The sequence below is a fragment of the Mucilaginibacter sp. P1_D10 genome (assembly GCF_056406215.1).
The window spans coordinates 130,905-151,577 of sequence record NZ_JBFUAP010000001.1 but is presented as its reverse complement, the minus strand read 5'-3'; the positions used below and the strand labels follow the sequence as shown (position 1 = coordinate 151,577).

17 protein-coding genes are annotated in these 20,673 nt (G+C 47.4%); 7 read left to right on the top strand and 10 right to left on the bottom strand.

Annotated elements, in window-relative coordinates:
• The first annotated feature begins 41 nt into the window (after positions 1–41).
• The gene (locus tag AC1DYT_RS00695; protein ID WP_477467744.1) at positions 42–845 is read left to right on the top strand and encodes a glycine-rich domain-containing protein; all 804 of its coding nucleotides are present in this window, start codon (positions 42–44) and stop codon (positions 843–845) included.
• Entirely contained in the window at positions 838–1,620 is a 783-nt protein-coding gene (locus tag AC1DYT_RS00690) for a class I SAM-dependent methyltransferase (RefSeq protein ID WP_477467743.1), read from the top strand. The genes AC1DYT_RS00695 and AC1DYT_RS00690 overlap by 8 nt, the downstream gene beginning before the upstream one ends.
• Positions 1,621–1,674: 54 nt before the next feature.
• Here AC1DYT_RS00690 and AC1DYT_RS00685 read toward each other — a convergent pair whose 3' ends face one another.
• The 6 genes from AC1DYT_RS00685 to AC1DYT_RS00660 all read right to left on the bottom strand — a co-directional run bounded on the left by AC1DYT_RS00685 (position 1,675) and on the right by AC1DYT_RS00660 (position 11,244).
• The gene (locus tag AC1DYT_RS00685) at positions 1,675–1,977 is read right to left on the bottom strand and encodes a hypothetical protein (RefSeq protein ID WP_477467742.1); all 303 of its coding nucleotides are present in this window, start codon (positions 1,975–1,977) and stop codon (positions 1,675–1,677) included.
• A complete protein-coding gene (locus AC1DYT_RS00680) occupies positions 1,977–2,333 on the bottom strand; it encodes a hypothetical protein (protein WP_477467741.1) in 357 nt (118 codons plus the stop codon). The genes AC1DYT_RS00685 and AC1DYT_RS00680 overlap by 1 nt, the downstream gene beginning before the upstream one ends.
• A gap of 292 nt (positions 2,334–2,625) precedes the next feature.
• A complete protein-coding gene (locus AC1DYT_RS00675; RefSeq protein WP_477467740.1) occupies positions 2,626–3,051 on the bottom strand; it encodes an aspartyl protease family protein in 426 nt (141 codons plus the stop codon).
• Between the two features lie 162 nt (positions 3,052–3,213).
• Complete coding sequence (tamL, locus tag AC1DYT_RS00670; RefSeq protein WP_477467739.1) at positions 3,214–5,472, bottom strand: translocation and assembly module lipoprotein TamL; 2,259 nt, start codon at positions 5,470–5,472, stop codon at positions 3,214–3,216.
• Entirely contained in the window at positions 5,469–10,592 is a 5,124-nt protein-coding gene (locus AC1DYT_RS00665; protein WP_477467738.1) for a translocation/assembly module TamB domain-containing protein, read from the bottom strand. Before AC1DYT_RS00665 ends, tamL begins: the two co-directional genes overlap by 4 nt.
• Positions 10,593–10,749: 157 nt before the next feature.
• Entirely contained in the window at positions 10,750–11,244 is a 495-nt protein-coding gene (locus AC1DYT_RS00660; protein WP_477467737.1) for a hypothetical protein, read from the bottom strand.
• Positions 11,245–11,482: 238 nt separating this feature from the next.
• On the opposite strand from AC1DYT_RS00660, the gene dnaE reads away from it, so the two are divergent.
• The 3 genes from dnaE to AC1DYT_RS00645 all read left to right on the top strand — a co-directional run bounded on the left by dnaE (position 11,483) and on the right by AC1DYT_RS00645 (position 15,841).
• Positions 11,483–15,073: a DNA polymerase III subunit alpha gene (gene dnaE, locus AC1DYT_RS00655; protein ID WP_477467736.1), complete on the top strand. Its 3,591-nt coding sequence runs from the start codon at positions 11,483–11,485 to the stop codon at positions 15,071–15,073.
• Between the two features lie 51 nt (positions 15,074–15,124).
• The gene (locus AC1DYT_RS00650) at positions 15,125–15,535 is read left to right on the top strand and encodes an EthD family reductase (RefSeq protein ID WP_477467735.1); all 411 of its coding nucleotides are present in this window, start codon (positions 15,125–15,127) and stop codon (positions 15,533–15,535) included.
• An 81-nt stretch (positions 15,536–15,616) separates the two neighbouring features.
• Positions 15,617–15,841, top strand: a complete 225-nt coding sequence (locus AC1DYT_RS00645; protein WP_477467734.1) for a hypothetical protein — start codon at positions 15,617–15,619, stop codon at positions 15,839–15,841.
• A 4-nt stretch (positions 15,842–15,845) separates the two neighbouring features.
• Here AC1DYT_RS00645 and AC1DYT_RS00640 read toward each other — a convergent pair whose 3' ends face one another.
• Positions 15,846–16,322: a winged helix-turn-helix transcriptional regulator gene (locus AC1DYT_RS00640; protein WP_477467733.1), complete on the bottom strand. Its 477-nt coding sequence runs from the start codon at positions 16,320–16,322 to the stop codon at positions 15,846–15,848.
• A gap of 130 nt (positions 16,323–16,452) precedes the next feature.
• Between AC1DYT_RS00640 and AC1DYT_RS00635 the strand changes: the two genes are divergently transcribed.
• On the top strand, positions 16,453–17,208 hold the full coding sequence (locus AC1DYT_RS00635) for an SDR family oxidoreductase (protein ID WP_477467732.1): 756 nt from the start codon (positions 16,453–16,455) through the stop codon (positions 17,206–17,208).
• Here AC1DYT_RS00635 and AC1DYT_RS00630 read toward each other — a convergent pair.
• Positions 17,203–17,556: a hypothetical protein gene (locus tag AC1DYT_RS00630; RefSeq protein WP_477467731.1), complete on the bottom strand. Its 354-nt coding sequence runs from the start codon at positions 17,554–17,556 to the stop codon at positions 17,203–17,205. The two genes, AC1DYT_RS00635 and AC1DYT_RS00630, sit on opposite strands and share 6 nt — an antisense overlap.
• A gap of 183 nt (positions 17,557–17,739) precedes the next feature.
• Here AC1DYT_RS00630 and trxA point away from each other — a divergent pair, with 183 nt between their 5' ends.
• Complete coding sequence (gene trxA, locus AC1DYT_RS00625) at positions 17,740–18,060, top strand: thioredoxin (RefSeq protein ID WP_477467730.1); 321 nt, start codon at positions 17,740–17,742, stop codon at positions 18,058–18,060.
• A gap of 130 nt (positions 18,061–18,190) precedes the next feature.
• On the opposite strand, the gene AC1DYT_RS00620 is transcribed toward trxA, so the two are convergent.
• On the bottom strand, positions 18,191–18,895 hold the full coding sequence (locus AC1DYT_RS00620; RefSeq protein ID WP_477467729.1) for a head GIN domain-containing protein: 705 nt from the start codon (positions 18,893–18,895) through the stop codon (positions 18,191–18,193).
• A 114-nt stretch (positions 18,896–19,009) separates the two neighbouring features.
• Positions 19,010–20,671: a M1 family metallopeptidase gene (locus AC1DYT_RS00615; RefSeq protein ID WP_477467728.1), complete on the bottom strand. Its 1,662-nt coding sequence runs from the start codon at positions 20,669–20,671 to the stop codon at positions 19,010–19,012.
• Positions 20,672–20,673 lie beyond the last annotated feature (2 nt).

The window sequence follows — 20,673 nt, the reverse complement described above, 5'->3', positions numbered from 1 at the left end:
AAAAAAACCAGTAACCTAAATTTCAAACCTTTAAAAAAAACATGATGACAACCTCACAACTCCCAACCCTAAGCGCCGACCTTGTAAAAGTGGCAAAAACTTCGCGCGGCCCTTTAAATGGGTACGGTACAACTACGTTAGTGGCAATAGAGCGCCAGTACCGTATGTTTCTAATGCTGATAAAAAAACATCGGGACACTGTTATTGCCCCCACAGAATTAATTGATGAAATGTGGCATTTACACATGCTGCACCCGGTTGCCTATGCTGCAGACTGTAAACGGATACTGGGTTTCGTGCTCGACCATAATCCCGGTTTTGGCAGCGAACATGGTGAGTTGCCAGAGTTGCTGACCGCCTTTAGTTCAACAGAAACGATGTGGGAAAAAGAGTTCGGCGAACAGTACGTGGTAAGCTTTATTGAAAAGGTCACCCTGCTGCCAACAGGGGTTGTGATGTGCGAGACTAAACCAGAAGCACCCGCAGAAGAGGAAACTGAAGACGAAGGCGAAGCCACCGAACTGCCCGCCCCGGCTGAAGAAACAAAAACCGGCAATTATAAATTTAACTTGCCTATGGCCGTTGTAATGTGCGGCACCAAAATAGAGGAAGGTACACAAGAAGGTGAAAGCGGCGAAGTGGAAACAACAGAGGTACCGGCACCGGCAGAAGAAACAAAAGACATCGGTTATAGATTCAATTTACCACGGGCTGTTGTAATGTGTGGCACCAAAACAGAAGAAGGCACGGAAGAAGGCGGTACCGGCGAGGACGAAACAACCGGCGAACCGGCAGAAGAAGGGCGCAGCGGATACGTTAAACATGCCGAACTGGAATATGCCTGAATCAAGCCAAACAAGCCTTAACTCCGATACTGCAGTTAACGACTATTTTGACAAACATTACTTATCCCTGGTTTCTTCGGAAACCAGGGGTACGGCGTGTTCTCAGCAGGCTGATTTTTTGTTAAGCTATGTCCCTGCCAATTTAAATTGCCCGGTATTAGACCATTGCTGCGGGCACGGGCGGCACCTTAAAGCCTTAGCCGCTGGCGGTTATATTAATTTAACAGGCCTGGATATCAGCGAATATTTCATAAGCATAGCAAGGGCGCAATTGCCTTTAGCCACTTCATTGTTCTGCGGCGATGCCAAAAGCTTCGTCGCGCGAGGCACATTCGGTTTTATTTATAATATCGAAAGTTCGTTCAATTGTTTTACGCCACAGGAAGCAGGCAAAGTCCTCAAGAATATCAAATGTATGCTGGCAGAAGATGGTATATTTATCATACACGTTTTTAACCCCGGCTACCTGATTAAAAAACTACCCGCAGCATTAACGTCGGTAGTTGATAACGTACAAAGTTTTGAAGAACGGCTTTTTGACGAGGAAAACGAAATAGTTACCGTACGCCAAACCCACCGGGTAAAACAAACGGACGGCATCGTCAGCCAAAAGAAAACCAATATTTCCCTGTTTATGTACAATATCGATACCCTAACACGCCTGCTTGTCGACGCCGGATTTGCCATTGAAAGCACCTACGGCGACTTTCATAAAAACACTTTTGACGGCGATACATCGCCCAACATTATCCTGGTTTGTATGCACAAGCGTTAGCCGGATGCACAATAATCATATCCTACCAGGTTTGTTAAACACCTGAGCCGATCATCACAACGCAACGCCTTCAATCAACACGATCTTATCTACCGCCCTATCCTTCATTTCCATAAAAGCCAGGCGCTTCGGGTCGATTTTATAGCCTTCAAAATCGGCTTTACTGCCAAAGGTTACCAGGTGGATTTCGTAGGGTAATGGCTCGCTGTTTTCTACGAATGCATCTGCCTTCGGCCTGATACGATAAACCAGCATGCCATTATGATTATTCAATAACGGCAATACCTTATCCTCGAATGCGTGGAACTCCTCCTCGCAGCCGGGTTTTATAAAGATGAGTTGGGTGTAATAAAGCATTATATCCTAATCATCTCCCTTTTTGAAATAAATTCTTGAAATAGCTTAAAAAACAACCTTAATGCGCCATCATCGCTTGTTGACCAAAAGCGTATGATGTTATAATAGTCTTGTTCCATTTTCTGCATTTTATATCTTTTTCGCAACCACGTATCAAAATCTGCCATCACGTCCCAATCGGTTATGGTATCATAGGAGCGGAACGTCCAGCCGTCAATGAATGCTTTCAAACAGGTTAGGGAATTATCGCCAATATACATCACTGGTCTTTCCTTGATGCAGAAAACTAAATCCACTATCGAGTCTGGTTTATTGGGTTTTGATGCCTCTTTTACAAACACTTCGCCTGATCCCATTTAGGTTGTTTTAGTCCTATATAACTGCCAATTTACAAAAAAAGCCTGTCTTCATAAAACCATTTAATAAGCAATTCTAAATCGATATACAGCGCAATAAATATCCCTCTTTACTCCTTCGCGCCTTGCGTGCCTAAAAAATCTCCTGAGGCTGGCGCAAGCGTACTCTTGTGCCCCGCTTGCAAAGTAGCCAACATAAAAGCTAAAATGCAAAGCTGCTCTGCTAACGGGCCACAAGCCAGGAGGCTTGCGGCAGCGAATGAACTATTCACTACTCACCATTAATTACTCATCATTTCAGCGCCAACACCTTTTTCCCAAAATCAATTACGGCTTTGTGCATCATCAGGATATCGCTGCCGATAACGCCTAAAACTTCAGGGTGGCCCATTTGGCTGTAGGCGATGTTGATGGTAGATAAATCAAGCACAGCAACTTCTATTTCAGGAATGAGCAAGCTGCCAATCCATAAATTATGGATGATAGCCGTGGCAGATGCTATATCACTGGCGCCCAACCCCATGGATAAGCGCTCGGTGCTGGTGATAGGCAAATCCTCGTTTGCTGCCTGTAGAAGTTGATGATCCAATGCAGTACGGGATGCACCAGTATCTAAAACCACTTTAAATGGCTTGCCGAATAGCATAATATCAAGCAATGGGTGAAAGCCATCGCCATGCAGGTCTATCATTTGCAGGGGCACGGTAATCTTGTTCATTGGGTCATTGGGTCATTGGGTCATTGGGTCATTGGGTCATTGGGTCATTGGGTCATTAATTGGACTTGGCCAAACCTTGAAGGTTACAAACATAATTCCCTAATCCGTCATTCACTCAATCAATAATTCACTACTTCACTCACTAATGAACCAATGAACCGCTTAAAACGGATAGCCTATCGCAATATTCAATATGGCATTCCTGAAGCTTGGGCTGATGCTGCGGCTGGCGCCGTTGGTACTGTAAGGTGTCATCAGCGGGAAACCAACATCGGTACGCAGTACCAGCACGGTGGCATCGAACCTTAAGCCAAACCCTGCATCCACGGCCAATTGGCTCAGGAAGTTCGGCCCGAAGGTACCGCCTGCCTGGTGCGGCTTGGCGTTCCAAACGTTACCGGCGTCGGCAAACAAGGCACCGTAAACAATGCTGAAAAGCCGCGTACGGTATTCCAGGTTGGCCTCCAGCTTAATATCGCCCGATTGATCTGCAATAAAGCCGCCGTTGAGTGAGCTGGCATCCACAGTGCCCGGCCCTATCGATCGTGCCCGGAAACCCCTGAGGCTGTTAGGTCCGCCGATGAAGAACTGCTGGTTGTATGGCAATATGGTAGAGTTGCCGTAAGGCAGGCCCAGGCCTACCAATACCCTTGCTGCAATTTTGCTGCCCACGCCCAACTTGTGGAAGAAGCGTAGCTCGGTCTCTAATTTAGCGTATTGGTTAAACGTGCTGCCCAGGAATTTTTTGTCCTTCCCGGCAAGCGTATCTGCACCTGTGAGCAAACCGTAGATGTTGTTAGATAGGCTTAGCTTGCCACGGTAAAAAATACTGTTGGTGCGGTAATCTTCGGTAGTATTATCATAGGTGTAAGCATAGCTTGGGCCCCAGGTAAACTGCGGGTCTATCACATGCTTAAGCGCCGGGTTGCGGTTGTTGGGGTTATTGATGCTATCGGTGTAAAGCAGGCTTACGTTACGGGGCTTTACATAGGTTATCTCCAATAAATTCAGCTCGTTTAGCTTATGCGGACTGGTTTTGAACTGGTACCCGAACGAGCCGCTGAACGAATTGAGCGAGTATAATTTACTACGCACAACCGAAGTATAATTGAGCGTAAGCGTGGTGCGCGGTATGTAAGCGTTATCTGCCTTTAAGTTGAACGGCCCGATGATGCGCGGCCAGGAAACCGAAGGTTGTATCCCGTACTGAAACACGTTGAAGCCCCCGTTTTGCCCGCCTACCTGCACATCGGTACTGGCAAACAGGGTAACGGCAAACAGCTCGCCGCCTTTAAAGGCGTTGCGGTTTTTCCAGCTGAGGTTTATTTGCGAACCGGTGTAGCTGGCAGAAGTAGTGCGCCCCAACAACTCCAGCTGCAGGGATTTGCGTTTGTAGGGCGTAAGGAAGTAGTAAACATCCAACTTTGGCGAATCGGGCGTTACGTCCTCGAAACGGTTTTTAACATATTGGTAAGGCCCCAGGTTGATGAACCTGTTGAGCGAATTATTATGGGTTGTGCGGCTATAAGTATCATTGGGGTGCAGCAACACCGTATTGGCAAATATAAAAGGGCGCACGGTTTTACGCGGATCTATGAGGTTGTACCAACGGTAGGGCACCGCCTGGTCCAGTTTCAACGAAGTATCGCGCAGCGAGTAGTTAGGATACACATAAATATTGCGGATGCTGTAGATTTCCCTGGCCCTTTCGGATGTGGTGGGCTTGATGCTCACGATAAGGTCTACCTGGTGATTGATGATGGTGCTATCTACCTTGATGATCAGCTGCTCGGGTGCGAAAAAGAAGAAGCCCTCCTCCTTTAAACGCGCATCAATGCGGATGCGCTCAGATTTGATGACATCCAGGTTGTACTTGTCGCCGGCTTTCAATAATGTTTGTGCCATGGTGCCTCTTACGGCTGTATCCAGGCTATTATCAGTAGCTATGGGGAACGCTACATTACGAATGGTGTATGCCGGCCCGGCAGTTACCGTAAACTCAGCTCTTGCTGTTTTGGGCTTGCCGATGGTATCGCCAATTACCGTCGACTGGAAATAACCTTCGTTTTGGAGGCGGCTTTGCATAATGGTGCTATTCTTCTCCAGGTTTACCTGGCTTACGAATACCGGTGGCTCGCCATACTTGCTGAAGAATTTTTGGATGAAGCCTTTACGCGCCTTGGTTTTATAGTATAGCCATAACTTTATGCGCAGGCCCAGCAGCTTTGCATTTGGCTGCGGGCGTATCAATGTCTTCATTTCGGCACTGATGGCTTTGGAATCTGCTTTTTTGATGTCCTTATCCGCCACTTTTACACTGCCGCCCGTGTACAGTTTCTCGCCTTTGGGCAAGTATTTGGTGGTACTGCAGGCGCTTAGCAGTACGGTTACCAACAGTAAATATGTTATACGTTTTATCATTGTGTAGTTGTGGTCTGCGTTCTGGCCCTGTCTTCTTTATCTTTTTGCTGCGAGGCTTTGTCCTGCGCGTCTTTCAGTTTCTGCTCCTCGTTGTAGCGCTTGCGCATCTCTTTCTCGGCATCAGTTCGTTTGCGGAATATCTCGCGGAAGCGGTTATAATCAACCGTGAGCGAGAAGCCCAGCCCGGTTTCGATGATTTGCCCCTGTATCACCACGTATTCGTCTTTACGGTAGGCCCGCAGCGAGTAGCGGCCATCCTTGCTCAGCTTGTAATTGACGGATACGTTGCCCGCTATGTTGGATGTCTTTTGCCCCTGTTGCGCCCCCTCTAAATTGAAGTTATTACCGACGGATACCGTAAGCCTGTCGTTGAGGAAACGCTTGGATACGCCTATGTTTAGGTCCGTTCGGTTCTGCGCCGTGCCCGAGGAATAATCCTGCCCGGAGGTTAAGCCGAAATCAAGATCTACGCCCGAGATCAGGCCACCGGCAAGGTTGTTCAACTGATCGGTAAGCAAGCTGCTTACGCTGCTGCGGATGGCTCCCTCTACCCCTGCGCTCCCCCCCTGGCTTTGCAGCGGATTATCGCCTATGAAGTGGCCCAATACCAATACGCCCAGCACTTGCTTATTCAACTCGTTTGGATCTTGCCGTACTTGATTTAGGCGGGTATTTACCGTGCTGGTTACCTCGCCGGATACATTGTAGTTGCTATCGGGCAGGGTGATATCAAAACTAATTTCGGGTTTCAGCAACTCGTTACGCAGGTTAAGATTTACATTGAAAGGCAGCTTTTGCTTGTATTGCGTGTTGTTAGCATCGCCCAGCTGGCTTGCCACCAAATCTATAGGCGGTACGTTGGCTACGTAAATGGCCGTAAGGTCGATGTTGGCACTGGTTGGGTCGCCTGTCCATGTGATGGTACTGCCCGGCTTAAAGTTGAATTTGCGGCTAACGGTTGCGTACTGCAAATTGTACGAACCCTGATTCACGACATAGGTACCCGTAAGGTTGATTTTGCCGCTGGGGTCTATGCCCCCGTTAAGGTGGGCCTCACCTTTCAGCTGCACTACATCGCCGTTGCGTTCATCTATCACAATGGTGAAGTTTGCATTCTTATTTATGTTCACCGTGGCAGTAACGTCGAGGCCACGCAATTCCGATTTCTTGAGCGAATCCAGCTGTCTGGCCAGCAGGATAGAATCCATCTTCGGTGCACTTTGATCTATAAACTCTACTACCCCTTCGCGGTCTTCTGCCGCCGGGTCGGCCGTTGGCAGCACGAAAACCATATCCGTTTTTTCGTTCACGGTTAAAGTGGCATCTACGATGGGTTTGGCCATATCGCCGCGTACCTTCACATTGGCATCCATAAACAACTTGCCGTAAAACAGTTGATTATCGGCCTTGGTAGAATTTATCATACGGAAGTTATCCGCCCGGATATCCATGCCGAATTTGAAATCGGTATAGGTTTTGGTATAGATGGTGCCGGTGATGATAGCTTTATTATTGGTAGAATCTACCAAAGTAAAATCGTTGAAGCGGATGCCCTCGTCGTTAAACGTGATGCTCTCCTTGGGCATAGTAAAATAGGAGTTGAGCATCGATACGTTGAAAGCCACCTTATTAAAGTTAATATCACCCCGTACCGCCGGCGCCGCCGTCGTCCCCGTTATTTTTAATGCCCCGGTTATATTACCGCTGGAATTGCGGATGGCGCCGAAACTAAACCCTTCGATGCTCTTCACGCCCAGGTTCACGATGTTCAGGTTCAGGTCGAAACGGCCTTCAGGAGCGGTGTAATACATACCGTTCAAATCAACCTGGTTGCCTTTGCCTGTGATGCTCATCTGGGCGGCGTAGGCGTTGGCCGTTTGGTTATTTACCTTAAGCGCGATGTTGCCTACGGTATCGCCTTTAAAGTTGAAATCGCTTACGTTGATGGCCGCTTCGAAAACCGGCGATTTCTGGAAGTTGCTCACCACCGCGTTGCCGTTGATGGTACCACCTACCAGCAATGAATCCTGCTTGGCCATTTTGGTGATGGTCTCTATTTTAAAATTCTTGAAATCTATGCTAATAGGCGCATTGTATTGGCCCGACGGTGTATTGATACTCAGCACCTGGTTGCTGTTGGTGAGGCTAAAATTGCGCGCCAGGATGCCTTTGTTGCCGAACTCCAGCGCGTTGTTGGGGTTAACGGCCCAGGCGGTATAATCAAGCATTACGCCATCCTGCAAAAAGCTGAATTGGTACTCGTTTGGTATTACGCTGAATACGCCCGCCACACGATAACGCTCTTTTTTGGCGGCATCGCGCACTTGCAGGCTAATGCCCAATTTATCATTCTGCGCTGAGCCTGTAACGCTGGTATATAACAAATCAAGCGAGGAGCCCACCTTTATCTCATCTACTGTAAGGCCGTAATTAAGTGCGTTGTTGCCGGTGTTTATAGCCAGTTTCATGTTGTTCACGGTATTGGTGCCGTATATTACTTTAGGCATCGAACCATTAACTACCAATTCGCCGGTGGTACTGTTGAAGCGGCCGTTTATCAATACCGGATCCAGCTGTTTGAGGTCGGGCGCGAATTTATCTATCAGCGGGGTTTTTACCAGCCGTGCATCAAAAGTGAATTGCTGCGGCGAGTATTTGATTTTTGCCGCCGGTGTGCCGGTCACCAGGTTGGTATTATAATATTTGTTGATCACATCCAGCACCGCCGGACCAACCTGGGTTAGTTTATATTTGCCGCCCATGTGCGCATAAAACACCGGCGTTTTAAGGCGCAGACTGCTGCTATCGGCATTGGCGGTAGATATCAGGCTAACGGTATCCAGATTGATGCGCTTGCCTGCATTGTTCACCAGCAGTTCCGTCGCCATAATATTGGCGTTGAGGTAATCCGGGTCTGCAGTGGGTACATCGGCCACTATCTTGCCGTGGAAACGCATCACCTCCTTGGTAAAGCCCAATTTCTGCAAATCGATGCTATCAACCATCAGCGTAGCGTTTACCGATGGGTATTTCTTGTTCATATTGGCCTTGGCATCCAGGCTGAAGTTGATGTTAGGATCCACCATGCGGGCGTTTGCCACGTAGGCGCCGTTCCTGGCCGTGCCTTTCATCACCAGATTTTTGTAGGTATAGCCTTTGATGTATGCGCTGGCCACATTGCCATTGAATTTAAGGCTCGCGGTTTTCGGGTCGAGGCCCGCACCACTAATGTTGGCGCTCATGGTAACCATGCCCACCATCTGAGGCTGCTTAGTGAGCGCTCCCACGTTTAGGTTATTGGCCTTTACATTGGCCGAATAAGTTTCGCTGCCTTTGCGCCTGCCGCTTTTTAGGGCCGCCACCAAATCTACCGCGCCGTAACTGCTGCGCAACTTCATGTTGGTACTAAAGTTTTTCATGGTGCCTTTAAACGTGCCCTTTAAATCCATGTTCTCGGGGATGCTCACCGTTGGCGGTATAGTGCCTTTTGGTGCCAGGCGTACGATATCGTCGCGACTGGTGCGGAAATCGTTTATTGTAAGGTCGAGATAAGCCTTATCCACATCGGGCAATCCTTTCGCAATGGCGGATGCTTTGATATAAGTATTGCCAAAGCCACTTACTTCCACATTGGGTATGCGCAGGTTATCTACCGTGCCGGTAACGCGGCCGTTTATTTTGAGCACCGTATTAGGCGATGATTTGAATGGCTCAATTGACGACATGGTAGGCATCAGCAGCAATATATCGCGCAGGCCCAATTTGCTGCCATCTAAATTGGCATTGATGCTCAGCTTGCCCAGGTTGTTGGTGAGTGCATCTATGGAAGGGTAACCCACTATGAGTTCTTTTTGGATGACTGAGGTAGGCGTTTCGGCCAGCAGATCTTTCAGGTACGCGCCCTTCGGACCGTAGAAAAAGCTGGTGTGGAATTTATTCAGCTTCAGCCCGCTTTTTTCGCTAAAGGTAACCGAGTTTACCCTGCCCAACAGGCTATCCGGGTGATAAGCCAGGTTTTCGATATCGGCATTCAGGTTTTTAATGCTCATGTGCGCAAAATCAAGCCCACGGGGTAAGGCTTTCTGCACATCGTTATCGAATTTGATGTTATCGTTCACCAGTGTTATCCTGCCCAGGTTGGCAGTCCAGCCCTTGGTCGTTTGCCTTGCCGATACCAGGGTATCCAGTTTTTTGATGGCTTTATCTATCGCCTTAGCAACGGTTTTCGGTTTTTCGAATATAACCCCGGCATCGGTATTGCTAAGTTCTATGGTTTTAACCCCTACGTGCTGGTTGCGCAGGTCTATCTTATCCATATTCACCAAAAACTTGCCCAGGTTTACCGATGCCGCCATCTCGCCGCTACGGTAATCAACCTTTACCTTATCAACGTTTATCTCGCCCAGGGTAAGGTCCATATTCAATGGCGTAATGGCGGTATCTACAACAGCCGCCTGCGCAATGGATGAGCCCGCAGGCGTTTGGATAATTTTGGCGTTCACCCCGCTCAGGTTTATCTTAGGGATGGTAAACTTCATCTTATCCAGGTCGAAATCTTTGATGCGGGTATCGAAATGGCCCAGCAGGAATTTAACATCGTTGCCGGTGGTGGCATCTTTATAGGATACGTTTATCCTGTCGAGTATGATTTTGTCCAACGAGAACTTCATAGTAGAAGCCGTGTCGGCCGGCTCTACCTCCTTCTTCTGCTCGCCTACGAATGCTTTGATGATGTAATCGAAATTGAAGAGGCTATCCGGGCCGCGGCTTATCTTGGCGGTGATGCCTTCCAGGTTTATCTCGTTTATCTCAACCTTATTCTGCAGCAGTTTCAGCAGGGTAATATCTACTTTCAGCTTATCGCCTGCTATCAGGGTGTCTTTTTTCTGGTCTTCAAAATAAACATCCTCCAGCACCAGCAATTTGGGCAGGCCCAGGCTAATGTGGCCTATCTCTACTTTGGTATGAATTTTATTCTGCAAAAAAGTTACCGCCTTATCCTTTGCGTAGTTTTGTACGGCGGGTACCTGTATCAAAATAATCACAAGCAACACCAAAAAAATGATGCTGCCGATTATCCAAAGTATTGTTTTGAGGGCTATACGTCCAAATCGTTCCAAATCTGTAAAGGTTAGGGGTAATTATGGCCCGGTGCAAGTCATTTGCCAAGGCGTTCCCTGTATATTTTGCCAACACGATTATAGCGAGAATGTTTTTTGCAAGGGGGTTGTTAGCTAAGAAAATAACTGATTTAACACTTGTAATGCAAAAATTACGTCAGTTGGAGAGATGCCAGCCCTTGCTCTTTAAAAATGCGGTGCATGATTTGCAAAATCCGGTCTCTTCATCTAAATGATTGCCGCCTTCAGCATCGCGCATAAAACAGGTTTTATTAGGGCAATGGGGCAGGCCTTGGGTGTGGCCCAACTCATGCAAAGCAAGCTTATAAAACTGGCTTGCGATTTTAGTTTTATGAAGACGATAGGTCGATATCACACAAGCGTTTCCCGGCTGCAAACCGAGGCCCATAACGCCCCAATCGACTATGTCACCATTTCGGGTACTGATGTCCTCGTTGGTTAGTCCGATGATAACCGTATCGGCGTTGCCGAATTTAGTGAGATAACTGATGATAGAATCGGCCCGGTAACGGTTCCTGGGTTTATAGTAAGCGTTTGGGGGCAAAGCAATTGAGGGTTTTAATATTGCTTTGGGGTTTACCTTTATCAGTTTCTCATACACTGCTTTTATATCCTCTGTTGATATGCCCATAAACGGTTGCACAACGAACACTCTATTTGCAGGCGGTAAATTTGGCTGGCACCCTGCACCTGTTAATAACATGGCTATAGCAAAAACAAACAAAAATACCGATCTGATTGGCGACAAGGGCACTATTTGCATCCGTGTTTTTTTGTGTTAAAGATAGCCTATGATTTTTCCACAAAACGGTATTTCGTATCGATTTTTGATAAATTTGTAATCTACACGATACGGAGAGAAAGATACCATGCCCGAATTTTCGCACTTACACGTACACACCCAATTTTCGTTGCTCGACGGCGCCGCCGATATAACCAAGTTATATAAAAAGGCCGCTGCCGATGGCATGAAAGCCCTGGCCATTACCGACCATGGCAACATGTTCGGCGCCTTCAAATTCGTGGCCGAGGCAGGCAAGCATGGTGTAAAACCGATAGTGGGCTGCGAGTTTTATGTGGTAGACGACCGGCATAAAAAGCAGTTTACCAAAGAGAAAAAAGATAAGCGCTACCACCAGCTGATGCTGGCCAAAAACGCCGAAGGGTACCAAAACCTCATCAAGCTGTGCTCTCTGGGATATATGGAGGGCCTTTACAGTAAGTGGCCGCGTATTGATAAGGAACTTATCTTAAAATACCATAAAGGCATCATCGCCACTACTTGCTGCCTGGGCGCATCCGTTCCCCAGGCTATCCTGCGCGATGGCGAGGCCGCTGCCGAAATAGAATTTAAATGGTGGCTTGATTTGTTCGGCGAGGATTTCTACATAGAAATGCAGCGCCACGATATCCCCGAGCAAAATACGGTGAACCTGGTGCTGGCCAAATTCGCCAAAAAATACAACGTAAAGGTAATCTGCTCTAACGATTCGCACTACGTGGATCAGCAAGACTCGAACGCACACGACATCTTGCTTTGCGTAAACACGGGAGATTTGCAAAGCACCCCTATAGCAACCGACGAAGAGGGCGGCAAAGGTTACCGCTTCGGCTTTACCAACGATCAGTTTTATTTTAAGACGAAGGATGAGATGGGCAAGTTGTTCCATGATATCCCCGAATCCTTAGATAATACCCAGGAAATTGTAGATAAGGTAGATGTGCTGAAACTGAAGCGCGATATCCTCCTACCCAATTATGTTATCCCCCCCGAATTTAAGATACACAGCGACCTTACGCCCGATGCCGACACCCTTAACCAGTGGGAATACCTGAAGCATTTGACTTTTTTAGGTGCTAAGGAACGTTATAAAGATATCAGCCCGGAAGCGGAGGAGCGTATCAATTTCGAGCTGTTCACCATCCGTACCATGGGTTTTGCGGGGTACTTCCTTATTGTGGCAGACTTCATCAAAGCCGGGCGCGATATGGGCGTATTCATCGGTCCTGGTCGTGGTTCGGCCGCAGGTTCGGTAGTGGCTTATTGTACGGGTATCACCAATATCGACCCGCTGAAGTACAACCTCCTGTTCGAGCGTTTCCTCAATCCCGACAGGAAAAGCATGCCCGATATTGATACAGATTTCGACGATGCAGGCAGGCAAAGGGTTATCGACTATGTGGTTGATAAATACGGCAAAAACCAGGTGGCGCAAATTATCACCTACGGCTCTATGGCCGCCCGCACCAGCATACAGGATGTTGGCCGCGTGCTGGATATGCCACTTGCCGATGTGAACGCCCTGAAAAAGTTGGTACCCGATACGCTGGGCATCAACCTGAAAACGGCCATAGAACAGGTGCCCGAGCTGCAGGCCATCTACAAATCAACCGAGCTTAAAGGTATCGTGCTCCGCGAAGCGGAGAAATTGGAGGGTTCGGTACGTAACACAGGCGTGCATGCGGCGGGTATCATCATTGCGCCTTACGATTTAACAGACATCGTACCTGTTGCCACCGCCAAGGACTCTGACCTGCTGGTTACCCAGTACGACGGGCGTGTGATTGAAGATGCAGGCGTTATCAAGATGGACTTTTTGGGCCTTAAAACGCTCACCATTATCAAGGATGCCCTGCGCATGATCAAGCAGAACCATGATGTACATATCGATATCGATTATATACCGCTTGATGATGTTCAGACCTACGAACTTTACCAGCGCGGCGATACAAACGGCACCTTCCAGTTTGAAAGTGACGGTATGCAAATGTACCTGCGCGACCTTAAACCCGATAAATTCGAGGATTTAATTGCCATGAACGCCCTGTACCGCCCGGGGCCGATAGAGTACATCCCTAACTTTATCAAGCGTAAGCATGGGCAGGAACCTATCGTTTTCGACCTGGCAGATATGGAAGAATACCTGGGCGAAACCTACGGTATCACGGTGTACCAGGAGCAGGTGATGCTTTTATCGCAAAAGCTCGCCGGCTTCAGCAAAGGCGATGCCGACGTTTTACGTAAGGCCATGGGTAAAAAGCAAATTGAGGTACTCAACAAAATGGAGTCTCAGTTTATGGATGGGGCCATTGCAAAAGGTCACCCTAAAGATAAGCTCACCAAAATATGGACGGATTGGAAAGCATTTGCCCAGTACGCGTTCAATAAATCGCACTCTACCTGCTATGCTTTCGTGGCATACCAAACGGCCTACTTAAAAGCGCATTACCCGGCAGAATACATGGCGGCAGTATTGAACAACCAAAACAACATGGAGAAGATTACCTTCTTTATGGAAGAATGCCGCCGCATGGGCGTGCAGGTTTTGGGGCCCGATATCAACGAAAGCGATATGGCCTTCGCCGCCAATAAAAAAGGCGTTATCCGCTTTGGAATGGCTGGCGTTAAGGGCGTGGGCGAAAAGGCCGTAGAAAGTATCATAGAAGAACGCAACGAGCGCGGCCCTTACACCAGCGTATATGATTTTGCGCAGCGAAGCAACACCCGATCGGTAAACCGTAAATCCTACGAAAACCTGGTTTATGGCGGGGCCTTCGATGGCTTTGGCCTTTGCCGGGCGCAGTTTTTTGCCAAGACGGAGAACGGTCTGCTTACGGGCATAGAACGCCTGATTAAATACGGTAACGACTACCAGAACACCAAAAACAGTTCGCAATCGTCGTTATTCGGTGGCGAGGTAGCATCGTATATCCCCGAGCCAGCCATGCCCGATGCAGAGGAGTGGCCCTTGATAGAGCGTTTGAAATATGAGAAGGACGTAATAGGCATCTACCTCACCGGCCACCCGCTTGATAACTATAAGCTGGAACTGGAAAAATATTGCAACACCACCCTGGCCGAGCTTAAAGTAGTGCAAAAGGCCCGTTCGGGCGAGGGCGGCGAAGAAATAATGGCCAAGTTTGCAGATTTGCGCAAGCGCGGCGAGATATGTATTGGCGGCCTGGTAGGCAACGTGCAGCATAAAACGACCAAAATGGGCAAACCCTTTGGCACCTTCGTGCTGGAGGATTACGATGAATCGTACGAGTTTGCATTTTTTGGCGAGGATTACGTCAAATTCCGTAACCTCATGATGGATGGGTATTTCCTGCACATCAAAGGCAATATCGAAGAAAAATTCAGACAAAAAGATAACTGGGATTTGCGTGTAACCGTGATGAGTCTGCTATCAGAAATGCGGGAGAAGCTCACCAAATCCGTAACCGTAAGCCTGGATATAAACGCCGTAAACGACCAGGTGATAGCGAGCCTGCTGCATATGGTGGATACCAATAACCAAAAATACCCATCGCGCAGCTGCCTGCTCAAATTCAAGATAAACGATGGAGAGGAATCGATGTTCGTGAACCTTGCATCCAAAAGCCACAAAGTAAACCCCAGCGACGATTTGATGGCCGAAATATTGAGCCTAACGAATATGAACGCGGTACTGGCGTAGGATTTGATAATGTGCAGGTTATCATCTAAATTCGGGCAACCAATTTAAAATATGATGAAAAAACAAACCGCCATACTAATTTTAGCGTTAGTCTTAGTTTTTGGCTGCCTGTCCGTAAAACAAGCAGTTGCGCAAGCCGTTAAAAAAGGCATGATAAAAGTAACTATACTTTACCCCAACGGCGAGGGTAAAACCTTTGACATGGACTATTACGCCACGAAGCACATCCCTATGGTGAAGCGTTTGTTTGGCGATGACATGAAAGGCGCCACCATAGACAAAGGCATTGCGGGAAGTGCTCCCGGCGCGCCGGCACCTTATCTGGCTATAGGCACACTATACTTCGAAAACATAGCCGCTTTTCAGAACGGCATGAAAACTTATGCACAAGAAATCCGCGCGGATATCCCAAAATATACCAACACTACGCCGATAATCCAGATTAGTGAGGTGATTGAATAGTAAATAACTAATCTTAACGGATGCGGAACCGAGTCGATGATTTAGGATTTATCAGACGATGAGCATATGATAGCGACAACAATGAGGGAGCAACTACATGATTATATCGATGAAGTTGATGATAAAAAACTGGGATTTTTACTTGCCATTTTTGAAGATGTATCTCTCGGTTCTTCAGACTTGTGGAGTGACCCTGCGTTTTTAAACGAAATTAAAAGCAGAATAAAAGAACTCGAAAGCGGTGCTAACAAAGGGAGAGATTGGAATGAAATATTGAAAGAGATTAAGTTGGCTTATCAACGTTGAGCAATTATAATTCCTTTAACAAGTCATCGAAATCTCTTGCCTCTACTTTTCCCGCTTTAACATCATTCAATTCTTTAACGGCATCCTGTAATTTTACCACTATTGCAGGCTCCCTAAACGTGTAGCAACTTTCATCCGCAACCTTTATGCTATCGCTGTTTACGGTTAAAAAGTGGGCGCCCCATTTTTCGAGGGCGTAGAATATCGAGGCGAGTTCTTTGCCTAAATCGGTAAAGGCATATTCTACGCGTGGGGGTACTTCGGGGTACACTTTGCGGGTGAGTATCTTATCTTCTTCCAGCTCATGCAATTGCTGGCTAAGCATCTTCTCGGTCATACCCTCAATGTTGCGGCGTATCTCGCTGTAGCGTTTCGGGCCATCTAAAAGCTGGTTCAAAATCTTCACTTTCCACTTGCCGCTTATCACGCTCAGGGCAGCTTCCATGCTGCAGGTGTATAGGGGATGTCTTTGTTTTGTCATATAAAAAAAGTGGAAATGGCTTTAACGCAAATGCGCCCATAACCTACCAAAAGGTGCGTTCCGTACAAAATGGTACATTCTTGACGGGGGCCTGCACCCGCCGTACATTTGAGTCATCAAAACAAAGATAATGAAAAAGTTAAGCAATAAAACAGCAGTAATAACAGGCGGCAACAGTGGTATAGGCCTGGCCACCGCACAAGAATTTATAGCACAAGGCGCAAAGGTTATCATCACCGGCCGCAACCAAAAATCTATAGACGAGGCCATCGCTTTATTAGGCGACAACGCTTACGGCGTAATTGCCGATAGCGGCAACATGGCACAAATAAAAACCCTGAACGAGCAGGTTAAAGCCATCGCTCCTAACATAGACATCATCTTCGTGAATGCAGGTATTGGTAAGTTCAACTCGGTTGAGGCGATGGAAGAAGAGATGTTCGACGATATCATGGATATCAACTTTAAGGGTGCCTATTTTACCTTGCAGCAGTTGCTGCCGTTGGTAAACGAGGGTGGTTCTATCATCTTCAATACCTCTATCAACGCTCACATAGGCATGGCTGGGGCAAGCGTTTACGCGGCAAGTAAGGCCGCCCTGTTGTCGTTAACTAAAAACCTGGCGGTAGAGTTATTACCACGCAAAATACGTGTAAACAGCGTAAGCCCCGGCCCGGTTGGCACGCCGTTGCACAGTGCAGATAAACTGGGCATTACCGATGATCAGCTGCAACAAATGGGCGAAGGTATATTGAAGCAAATCCCGGTTGGCAGGTTCGGTACAGCCGAAGAACTGGCCAAAGTAGTAACCTTCTTCGCATCTGATGATTCTACCTTCCTGTTAGGCTCTGAACTGATTGCCGATGGCGGGATGTATAATTTATAAGTTGATTGGTTTGTTTGGGATAATGGCCGGGGCATCTGCTTCGGCCGTTTTTTGCACATAGCGGCTGATGAGATAGCAGACCATGGCAATGATAGGCGTAGTAACAAAGGTGATAAACAACCCCGCAAACAACACTGCCATCCCTGGCATACCGCAGATACCTCTTCCGTGGGCTTCGCGCGACATCGCATCCAAAATAATTTCCATGGCCATAAAAGAGCATATAATACCTAAAAAAAGCGCAAACCCGAAAATGGCGAATAAGGGCAATTGTATCTTGCGTACCAGCCTTAACACCGAAAGGATAATCTGCAGAAAAGGTGCCACAAACAATAACAGGAATTCCATAACCAGCTTTTTAATTGATACCTTAAGTAGTAAAAAGGTAACCTTAAACTGCCTGATTATTACACATCTGTCAATATTATCCACATTATCAATAGAATTGTCACATTGTCATGCACCTACTTGTGGCAAGCTATTTGAATAGTATATATTTGTACACTAAAAATTTTAAATATAAAAAATATCATGGCTTTAGAAATAACAGATGCAAACTTCGAAGAACTTGTTCTTAAATCAGATAAACCAGTACTTGTTGATTTTTGGGCAGAGTGGTGCGGTCCGTGTAGGATGGTTGGCCCGGTAGTAGAAGATATTGCTAAAGAATACGATGGCAAAGCCATTGTAGGTAAAGTAAACGTAGATAACAACCCAGGCATATCCATGAAATACGGCATCCGCAACATCCCGGCTTTATTATTCTTTAAAGGCGGCGAAATTGTAGACAAACAAATTGGCGCCGTGCCAAAATCAGTACTGACCGAAAAACTAGCTAAGCAATTAGCATAAGTTTATCTATCATATATAAAACGCAAAAGGCTTCGGTTACCCGAAGCCTTTTGCGTTTGTTTAAAGTCTTTAGTCGTAAGTCAAAAAAGGATGTCTTCTGACTCAAGACTTCTTACTTAAGACTTTCGACTTACATCCTGCTTACGCTGCCGCTGCCGGCTTTTGAGGTATTGATGCTTTTTGGCGCACCGGTGTAGTGCACGTCGCCGCTTCCTACTATCGAGGCATCTAATTTATCAGAAACGTTTACGGTGGCATCGCCGGAGCCTGCTACACTTACTCTAGTGCTACCGGTGACAACGCCCCGGGCGGTGTAGTCGCCTGAGCCAACTACGCTAACGGTTGATGTATCGGCGCTGCCGGTGATGGTGATGTCGCCGCTGCCTGCTATGCTGCTATCCAAATTCTTAACATTCAGTTTGCCGGTGATATCGCCGCTGCCTGATAATTTGATTTTCAACGAAGTAGCTTTCAGGCCTTCTTTAAAAAAGATATCGCCGCTGCCTGCAAGGGTAATCGCGTTAACGTCCTTAAGGGCAACGTAAATCACAACTTTTTTATCGTGCCAGCTCCAGCTGTTGTTGTCATCGCGTTTGGTGTAAATTTTTAAGGTACCGCCCTCTACTTCGGTTACTATACGGCCAATGATATCGGCAGGAGCATCAACCTTTACCGATTCTGACGAACCCTGGGTGATGTACACATCGAAAGAGCCGGCTACGTTTACGGCGTTGAAACCGGTTAAATGGCGATCCTCAGTATTGTTTTTGGCAAATGCCGATGCGCTTGCAACTACCATTACGGCAGCCAGTATCAGTTTTTTTAATGCTTTCATGTTTGTTAGTTTATGGTTTCCATTCTATCAGACGCGCTTTACATTTAATAAGTTGCACCAAACGGAAAATATAATCGCAGACCATCACGATTGAAGCATCAGCAAACCTGTAACCTAATCAACCAAAACCCCGATGTAATAGTTAAAGGTGTCTACCTCAATATTATCCTTTGCTGCACCATCTATACTAACCTGCGTAAAACGGCTGGTTGGCTTGAGGAATTGATACTCGCCGCCCTTTATGCGCACTTTTACCGGCATGTTGAAGCCCGGCGTTTCGGCCACCCAGCGGGCCATCAGCTTGCCTTGTATGGTATCGAACTCAAGCACCGGCAGTTTTACGTGTTTAAGGTACTGCTCAAACACGGGCGAAAGGTTTATACCGCTTTGGGCGTTGATGTAGCCCACTACATCATCATAGGTAACGGTTTTATGGTAAAAGGTTTTATTGAGACCACGCAGGATGGCGCGCCATTTATCATCGTCGTTAATAATGGTGCGCACCATGTTGAGCAGGTTGCCGCCTTTGTAATACATATCGCTGCTGCCCTCTTTGTTTACGCCGTAAGCACCTACAATCGGGCCATCGTTCTGGATGTTCATGCGGGTGCCATGCACATATTCCTGCCCGGCCTGCTTGCCGTAAAAGGTTTCGATGAATAACGACTCGCTGTAGTTGGTGAAGCTTTCGTGTATCCACATGTCGCCCAAATCTTTACTGGTGATGTTGTTGCCGAACCATTCGTGCCCACTCTCGTGCACCACGATGAAATCCCACTTCAATCCCCAACCGGTACCCGATAGGTCGCGACCGAGGTAGCCGTTGCGGTAATGATTGCCATAGGCCGTTCCGCTTTGGTGCTCCATGCCCAGGTGCGGGGTTTCAATCAATTTGTAGCCGTCTTCATAAAAAGGGTAAGGGCCAAACCAATGTTCGAAAGCTTTGAGCATGCGCGGGGCATCCAGTCCCCATTGTTTCTTGGCTTTCTCGAGGTTATAGCTTAGCGGCCAAAAATCCATCTCGAGTTTGCCTTTTTCGCCCTGGTAGGTGCCGGTGTAGTGGGCGTAATCGCCTATGTTGGCTTCGAGGTTATAATTGTTGATGGGCTGCGACACAAACCAATCGAAACGGGTGTAGCCATCCTTTAACCTGGTAACCTTACGCAGGTGCCCGTTTGATACATCTTTTAAGCCGTTGGGCACGCTGATGCTTACCATGGCGCTGTCTACCTCGTCATCCTGTACATCTTTAGTTGGCCACCAAACGCTGGCTCCCATTCCCTGGCAGGCAGTTGCCACGTGGGGTTTACCTAAGGAGTCGGTAGCGTACTGTACGCCACCATCCCATGGGGCACGTTTGGCAATGGTTGGGTTGCCGCTATAGTAAACGGTAAACTCATCCTTGCTGCCCTTGCTGATGGTTTTGGGAAAGCTAAGGAACACCGCGTTGAACTCCCGGGTGTAGCTTAGCTCCTGCCCTTTGTAAACCACCTTTTCTATCTTCAGGTTGTTCCACAGGTCGAACTGCAGTTTGGTGAAATCTGCCGCGGCCGTAAACTTGAATAGCACATTACCACTGATGAATTTTTTATCGATATCGAACTTAATATCCAGATGGTAGTAGTTGATATCGTAACAGGTACGCAACGGCGTGGTGAGCGAACCGCGCAGGGTATCAGCACGGGTAAACACTTCTTTTGGCGTGCCGAGCTGGGCGTGGGCAGTGAGGGTTGATGCTGCCAGCAGCAGCGCAGCGTATATATTTGTTGCTTTCATTG

Bases quoted from the DNA above. Each gene is read 5' to 3' on its own strand.
- AC1DYT_RS00695 (WP_477467744.1), top strand. From the start codon at position 42: ATGATGACAACCTCACAACTCCCAACCCTAAGCGCCGACCTTGTAAAA.
- AC1DYT_RS00690 (WP_477467743.1), top strand. From the start codon at position 838: ATGCCTGAATCAAGCCAAACAAGCCTTAACTCCGATACTGCAGTTAAC.
- AC1DYT_RS00685 (WP_477467742.1), bottom strand. From the start codon at position 1,977: ATGCTTTATTACACCCAACTCATCTTTATAAAACCCGGCTGCGAGGAG.
- AC1DYT_RS00680 (WP_477467741.1), bottom strand. From the start codon at position 2,333: ATGGGATCAGGCGAAGTGTTTGTAAAAGAGGCATCAAAACCCAATAAA.
- AC1DYT_RS00675 (WP_477467740.1), bottom strand. From the start codon at position 3,051: ATGAACAAGATTACCGTGCCCCTGCAAATGATAGACCTGCATGGCGAT.
- tamL (WP_477467739.1), bottom strand. From the start codon at position 5,472: ATGATAAAACGTATAACATATTTACTGTTGGTAACCGTACTGCTAAGC.
- AC1DYT_RS00660 (WP_477467737.1), bottom strand. From the start codon at position 11,244: ATGGGCATATCAACAGAGGATATAAAAGCAGTGTATGAGAAACTGATA.
- dnaE (WP_477467736.1), top strand. From the start codon at position 11,483: ATGCCCGAATTTTCGCACTTACACGTACACACCCAATTTTCGTTGCTC.
- AC1DYT_RS00650 (WP_477467735.1), top strand. From the start codon at position 15,125: ATGATGAAAAAACAAACCGCCATACTAATTTTAGCGTTAGTCTTAGTT.
- AC1DYT_RS00645 (WP_477467734.1), top strand. From the start codon at position 15,617: ATGAGGGAGCAACTACATGATTATATCGATGAAGTTGATGATAAAAAA.
- AC1DYT_RS00640 (WP_477467733.1), bottom strand. From the start codon at position 16,322: ATGACAAAACAAAGACATCCCCTATACACCTGCAGCATGGAAGCTGCC.
- AC1DYT_RS00635 (WP_477467732.1), top strand. From the start codon at position 16,453: ATGAAAAAGTTAAGCAATAAAACAGCAGTAATAACAGGCGGCAACAGT.
- AC1DYT_RS00630 (WP_477467731.1), bottom strand. From the start codon at position 17,556: ATGGAATTCCTGTTATTGTTTGTGGCACCTTTTCTGCAGATTATCCTT.
- trxA (WP_477467730.1), top strand. From the start codon at position 17,740: ATGGCTTTAGAAATAACAGATGCAAACTTCGAAGAACTTGTTCTTAAA.
- AC1DYT_RS00620 (WP_477467729.1), bottom strand. From the start codon at position 18,895: ATGAAAGCATTAAAAAAACTGATACTGGCTGCCGTAATGGTAGTTGCA.
- AC1DYT_RS00615 (WP_477467728.1), bottom strand. From the start codon at position 20,671: ATGAAAGCAACAAATATATACGCTGCGCTGCTGCTGGCAGCATCAACC.